Origin of the sequence: Photobacterium obscurum (genome assembly GCF_026191635.1) — a bacterium.
GTDB lineage: Bacteria > Pseudomonadota > Gammaproteobacteria > Enterobacterales > Vibrionaceae > Photobacterium > Photobacterium obscurum.
Genome location: NZ_JAKRRW010000011.1, coordinates 165,037 through 171,658, shown reverse-complemented (window position 1 = coordinate 171,658; position 6,622 = coordinate 165,037). Strand labels below are relative to the sequence as shown.

The 6,622-nt window shown below is 48.8% G+C and carries 4 protein-coding genes; 1 reads left to right on the top strand and 3 read right to left on the bottom strand.

Annotated elements, in window-relative coordinates:
- Positions 1 to 288 precede the first annotated feature (288 nt).
- Complete coding sequence (locus MD588_RS15150) at positions 289 to 597, top strand: MliC family protein (RefSeq protein WP_265698227.1); 309 nt, start codon at positions 289 to 291, stop codon at positions 595 to 597.
- A gap of 162 nt (positions 598 to 759) precedes the next feature.
- Here MD588_RS15150 and MD588_RS15145 read toward each other — a convergent pair whose 3' ends face one another.
- From MD588_RS15145 to MD588_RS15135, 3 genes are all read right to left on the bottom strand, one after another.
- The gene (locus MD588_RS15145; RefSeq protein ID WP_265698226.1) at positions 760 to 2,172 is read right to left on the bottom strand and encodes a phosphoglucomutase/phosphomannomutase family protein; all 1,413 of its coding nucleotides are present in this window, start codon (positions 2,170 to 2,172) and stop codon (positions 760 to 762) included.
- 66 nt (positions 2,173 to 2,238) lie between these two features.
- Positions 2,239 to 4,644 carry a GH36-type glycosyl hydrolase domain-containing protein gene (locus MD588_RS15140; RefSeq protein ID WP_265698225.1) on the bottom strand — a complete coding sequence of 802 codons (2,406 nt, stop codon included), beginning with the start codon at positions 4,642 to 4,644 and terminating at the stop codon, positions 2,239 to 2,241.
- Positions 4,645 to 4,685: 41 nt separating this feature from the next.
- Complete coding sequence (locus MD588_RS15135) at positions 4,686 to 6,617, bottom strand: beta-N-acetylhexosaminidase (protein ID WP_265698224.1); 1,932 nt, start codon at positions 6,615 to 6,617, stop codon at positions 4,686 to 4,688.
- Between the last annotated feature and the right edge of the window lie 5 nt (positions 6,618 to 6,622).

Below are 6,622 nucleotides of genomic sequence, written 5' to 3'. Positions count from 1 at the left end.
ACTGGGGTTTTTTGCTATCTGCCTTATGAAAAAAGGACTCTCACGAGCCTGCGGCTTGAGTCCCGGTTGTGTGCAACCCCAGCCCTCCGCCACTTATTAAGAAACCCAGTCAGAAATGGCTGGTTTTTTTGCTATCTAGTACTCCGAATATGTCATGGGCTTTAACCGAGATAGGAGCTTTTTATGGTGTATTGGTATTACCGATTCTCGATTTTAGGACATTTTTGTCATTATGAACTCTGTTCTTATTGCTAGACTTATCAATGAGAAAACCCGACGAGGGCTATAATGATGCGAAAGATATACTTAGCAGCGAGTATTGGTGTACTGGCTGCATGTACAACGGACCCTGGTTATTTCCCTGCAGAGATCACCTATGATTGTCAGGCGGGGCAGTATTTTACCCTGACGTATCCAACTGCCGAGTCTGCGATTATCCAATATTTAAATGACACCAGAAATTTGGAGCGTCGCCGTTCATCCTCTGGGGCGCAGTATCGCGATTTTGAGGGCAATACATATCTGTATACCAAAGGTGATGAGGCAATGCTTGAGTGGGATGATATTCGACTGGAAGGGTGTGTGGCCCGAGAGTAAGAAAAAAGGGTAGCGAGGCTACCCTTGTCGCTAAAACCCGAAACCAAAGGTTTGCGAAATGTAACAGCTATGCCGCGTGTTACTTTGGACTCAACATAATCTATTCATACTCAGCGTTACGGCAGTGTATATTGCTGAATGTGAAGAGATAAGGGGGGCAGATTAAAGGTGTAAAAAATTCTTTAGCTGCAGGATTACTTTCTCTGCTTCTTCTTGATTTTCCATTTCAGCAAATAGGCGTAACAAAGGCTCGGTGCCAGAGAACCGGGCTAATGCCCACCCGCCATTTTTGAAATAGACCTTTGCGCCGTCAGCGTAGCTGACCTTTTCAATATCATATTCAAAGTCAGGGAGCTCTTTATCGACGTAAATTTTTGTGTAGAGGCGCTCACGTTCGGATGCTTTGAATGTACAGTCGCCTTCTGCGGTATAGGCATAGCCATATTTGCCATAGATTTCATCGAGCATTTCTGACAGTTTTTTGCCTGTGACACTGATCATCTCAACCAATAGGCTAGATGCAAAGACACCGTCTTTACCTTTGATATGGCCGCGAATCGTTAATCCGCCTGAGCTTTCGCCACCAATCAGAGAATCATCAGTTTCCATTTGCGAGCTGATATGCTTGAACCCAACTGGGACCTCAAAGCATTTCTCATCATGAGCTACAGCTACTTTATCGAGCAAGTGGGTGGTCGCAATATTACGAACCACAGAGCCTTTCCAGCCTTTGTATTCAAGGAGATAGTAGTAGAGCAATAGCAGCACTTCATTCGGGTGAATAAAGTTACCTTTCTCGTCAATAATTCCTAAACGGTCGGCATCACCATCCGTACCAATGCCAATGTCGTAACCCTCGCGGGCGACGAGGTGTTTAAGGCGATAAAGGGTCGCTGCATTGGGCGAAGGCATTAGGCCACCAAATGCGGGGTTTTGATCATCATTGATCACATCAACATCACAGCGCCCGGAGATTAATACGGTTTGCAGGGCATTTTTGGCCACCCCGAACATCGGATCGATCAATACACGAAGGTTAGCTTTCTTGATTGCATCAATATCAATGAAATCGATAATTGAATCAACAAACTCATTCATTGGGTTGACTAAAGTAACTAGGTTCGTTTTACAGGCATCCTCAAAGTCGAGTGATTTGATGTCTGAATATGTTAAACCGGCAATCTGAAATTCAATTTTCTGGGTAATGACCTCATCGGCATCTCTTCCGCCCTCGATAAAGACTTTGATACCGTTGTAGTCTGCCGGGTTATGTGAGGCCGTGATACAAGCTGAATAAGTTGCCCCAATTTGTTTTGATTTGAACATAACAATGGGAGTGGGAACATACTTGTTGATGTAATTTACTTTTATGCCGTTGCCAGCTAATACTTCGGCAAACCATGAGGCTGCTTTATCAGATAAAAAGCGACGGTCATAACCAATCACAAAGCCATTTTCAGTGACTTGCTCTTCAATCATGATGTTTGATAGTGCCTGAGCAACCAATCTTACGTTGTCTTTTGTGAACTCTTCACCGATTAAGGCACGCCAGCCACCTGTTCCAAACTGAATCATGTGGAACTCCTATTTCTTTCTGTCGAAAAATGTAAAAGTGGGGATGAAAGCCATCCCCGAAAAGAGTTAACCCATAACAACGGTGACAGTGTTTTCAGAGCCTTCAGCCTGTGGCTTGATAGCTCCTTCAACTGATTTGCCGTTAAGGGTGATCGAAACTATGCCTTTACTAACATGCGCAGGGTTTTCGACTTTGATGTGATAGGTCGCTCCACGCCACTGACGCGTCACTTCAAAGCCCGGCCATGCCTGCGGAATACAAGGGTCGACAATAAGTCCATCGAAGCTTAGTCGCACACCCAAGATGAAGTTCGTGGCAGCGATATAAGCCCAGCCAGAAGTTCCTGTAAGCCAAGGGTGATTGGCTCGGCCATGGTCCTGATGATCGCGGCCCATAATAAATTGAACATATGAATAAGGTTCAGTGACGCGCGTTTCTATCATGTCGTTCTGGTTGTACGGGTTCAGTGCGTCATAGAACTTCATTGCCTGGTCACCGCGACCGAGCTTGGCTTCCGCAACCCAAGCCCATGGGTTTGGATGAGAGAAAATGGCCCCGTTTTCTTTAACGCCCTGATAAACACGGGTAACGAAACCGATATCATCGTTTGGTGTTGCGAAGGAAGGCGCGTTTAGGTGCAGGCCGTAATCTGAGTACAGGTACTCATCGACAGCATTCATTGCTTTCTCGCCACGCTCTTGAGAGACCGCACCTGAGACCACCGCCCAGGTGTTCGACTCTAGGTGAACCTTACCTTCGACTTGTTCGTTTGTTCCGACTTTATCGCCGTTTTTGGTAATACCGCGAATATACCAACCGCCATCTTCGTCCCAGAGGTGTTTCTCACATGCGCTCTGCACGCCGCCAGCCATGTCTTCATAGCGAGCTGCGTCCTCGTCATGGCCAAGGAACTTCGCCAGATCAATGAACTCTTGAATTGCCCAGTAATGCAAGAAGGCAACCATTGAAGACTCGCCGCCACCGAGGTTCAGGCAGTCGTTCCAGTCCGCCCGCAGGCCTTTTGCGATACCGGTACGGCCCACATGTTCCGCAGTGAAATCAAGGGCAGCTTTCATATGCTCGTAGACGGTGGCCTCGCCGCCGTCAGCAAAAGGAATCACCTCATCAAAGAAGTCGGTCTCACCGGTCTCCATGACATAGCGGCAAATGGTTGGAACCAGCCATAGATGGTCATCTGAGCATGTGTCTTCGATACCGTGGATCTTATCTTCGTCGCTCGGAGTCGGTACAACGGTCGGTGATTTCGATGGGGCGACATCAGCTTTTTCTGGATCAAACCAATCCGGTTCGAAGAGATGAAGACCATAGCCGGCTTTCACTTGGCCTCGTAGTAAATCGACAATGCGCTTCTTGGTCATCTCAGGGTTTGAATGGGGGACGGCCATGGCATCCTGTGCGGTGTCACGATAGCCCAGCCCAGTACGCCCGCCGACCTCGATGAAGGAAGCAAAACGAGACCAGACAACACAGGTTTCAGCCTGATACAAGGTCCAGGCATTTAGCATGGTATCTAACCCCTCATTCGGTGACGTCACCTGGAACTTGGCACAACGTTCATCCCAATGAGCCTTGATCCCGCTAAATGCCGCATCGACATTGTCGAGGTTTTGGTATTTGGCTCTAAGCTTTGCACCGTTGCCTTTGCCCAAGCCCAGGATATAGACAAAACGAACTTCCTCGCCAGGCTGAATTACAAACTGCTTGTGCAATGAGCCGCAGTGGTTGTAGCAAGTTTGTGCGGTATTTGAGCATTGGCCTTGTTCGACGGCGATAGGGTTGGACTCATCGCGGTACAGACCAAGGAATGCATCACGCTGGCCATCATAGCTATCAGGATCAAAAGTCGAGGCTAGATAATAGAATCCTTCGAATTCATTGGTGTTGTAGAAGAGATCATATTCAATGACCCCATCCAGATAAGAGGTGCCCGCCGAGTACAGGCTCATCTGGTGGTTCTGGTTGTCAGACTGAATGTGACTGAACGAGAACTCAACAAAAGAAAAGGCACTGATGGTACGCGGCTTATCACTATCATTTTTGATGACAACATCCCAAACTTCAGCATCTTCGCCCTTGGGAACGAACAAGGTTTTGGAAGCGGTAATACCCTTGTATTCACATTTGAACTTGGAATATGAAAGTCCGTGACGGACTTCATAGCTGGCTTCATCAAGGCTTTTCGCAACGGGCTGCCAGGAGATTGACCAGTAGTCCCCGGTTTCGTCATCACGCAGGTATACATAGTGACCCGGACGGTCAAAGGATGCGTTTGGGCGGAACTTCGTTACGCGATTGTATTCAGGTGAATTGTAAAATGAGTAACCACCTGCATTATGTGAAATGACAGTACAGAACTTCTCTGTACCAAGATAGTTCGTCCAAGGCGCAGGGACATCAGGGCGAGTGATTACGTACTCTCTGTTGTCGTTATCAAAATAACCGTATTTCATTACTTCCAATCCTTTTAAATGTTTCACTCTGCTGTGAGTGGTTATTCACAGTGACGGTAATTAATGCCCGCCTGGTCTAGATATTTAAGTTGGCCTTGCAGGCGTGCTTTAAAATCTTTCCAGTTTCTTTGTTCTGGCTTGGTCCAGCACAGTTCGGCAATAGCCAACAGGCGCGGGTAAATCATGTACTCAAAACGACTCTGGTTGTTGACAAGCTCACACCAGAGAGCAGCCTGAATCCCCCGAATATGTTGATGCGCAGGATCGCTATCATCGAGGTTTGATAAAGGCTTATAGCTATAGGCGGTATCGAGAGGGAGTTTGCCGGCCCAGTCCACGCCAGGCTCATCGGCCGAGTATCCCTGAGCTAAGTCAAGGTATGTAAACTGTGCCGGTTGCATGACCACATCGTAGCCGGCGTGGGCGCAGGCAAGTCCGGCCTCTTCGCTTCGCCATGAGAAAATCATGGTGTTTTTGCTGACCTTGTTACCTTCGACGGCCTCTTCCCATCCCATCATGCGTTTGCCTTTCGCTTGCAGGACTTCTTCTGCAAATCGCAATATATGCCCTTGCAGCTCACTCGGCTCCTGATAGCCATGTTGTTCCATTAATGACTGGCAAGCTGTGCTATTGGTCCAGACCCCCAGAGGAACTTCATCGCCGCCAATATGGACATAGGGGGCAGGAAAGAGCTCGCAGATCTCTTCCAGTACGTTGGATATGAAGGTGTATGTGCCCTTTATAGCTGGCGACAGGATGTTGTCGGGATAGCCCTGGATACTGCGGTAGGTTGAATGATCATTCGGGTCGACCAGCAGATCGGGAAGGGACTTAATTGCAGCCCGGCAGTGCCCCGGGATGTCGATCTCCGGGATGATGGTAATGCCCCGGTCACTGGCATAAGCGATCAGTTCACGTACGTCCTGCTTGGTGTAGTAACCGCCATAGCGCTGGCTGATGGTGGTAAACTGAGGCTGAATAATTTCGTTCGGGCCACGCCAGGCTCCGATCCTGGTGAGCTCAGGGTAGGCATCGATTTCGATACGCCAGCCTTCATCATCAGTCAGGTGCCAGTGAAAGGTATTGAACTTATAGCGAGCCAGGTGATCGATAAGATGTTGAAGGCGCTTAACCGGATGAAAGTGCCGAGCACAATCAAGCATCATGCCGCGATACTGGTAATTGGGTCGGTCTGCAATCTCAACCATAGGCACACTGTACGCCGCATGAACCTGGTGGGCCGGTGCGGCCGGGATGAGCTGCAACAGGCTAGAAGTCGCATGAACAAACCCTGATTCTGAGCTGGCCTGAAGCCAGATATTATCCTGTTCAATTAACAGGCAATAGGCACCTTCGGCGAGCTCTTCGTGATACTGATAAGTAATGTTGCCGTCTTGGCGAACCGGTATATCTTCATGCAGCAACCGACACAGTTCGGCTTGTAGCCAGCGAGTACTGCCTGCCGCTTTCTCGGTTGGTGCCGTAATCGCCGTGTGCTGGGTCAGCTTGAACTCCCCCTGTAGCGGGGTAAGCGAGCAAGGGGCCGGGATTAGGTTAATCGCCTTGGCTGCAGGCAGGGCGGTGCTAAAGCGCTCTGTGACAGGGTGGTCCAGATTAATGGTCGTTACTTCAACCGGGATCGGTTTGATGAAGTTGCCTTCCGGCGAGGTGCTGATAAATGCCTCAGGGATCCCATCCTCATACAGTGTAAATGGTGAGGTCCCAATCGTGAACTCGGTATAAAAATGCGAGTTTGGAGCCAATGGTGCAGATTTATTCGGGGTTAGGATACAGTAGCTGCCAAGCTGCTGCAGTTTGCCGTTAGAAAGGGTGTCGGCATGGATCCAGCGACCAATGGCAAAATGCAGAGACCAGTTATGTAAAGGCTGATCACTGAGGTTGTGAAGAGTCAGCGCAAAGCGAGACTGCTGCTCGCTCTGGCTGATCACGGTGAAGTCGACACGATAACTCATATTGC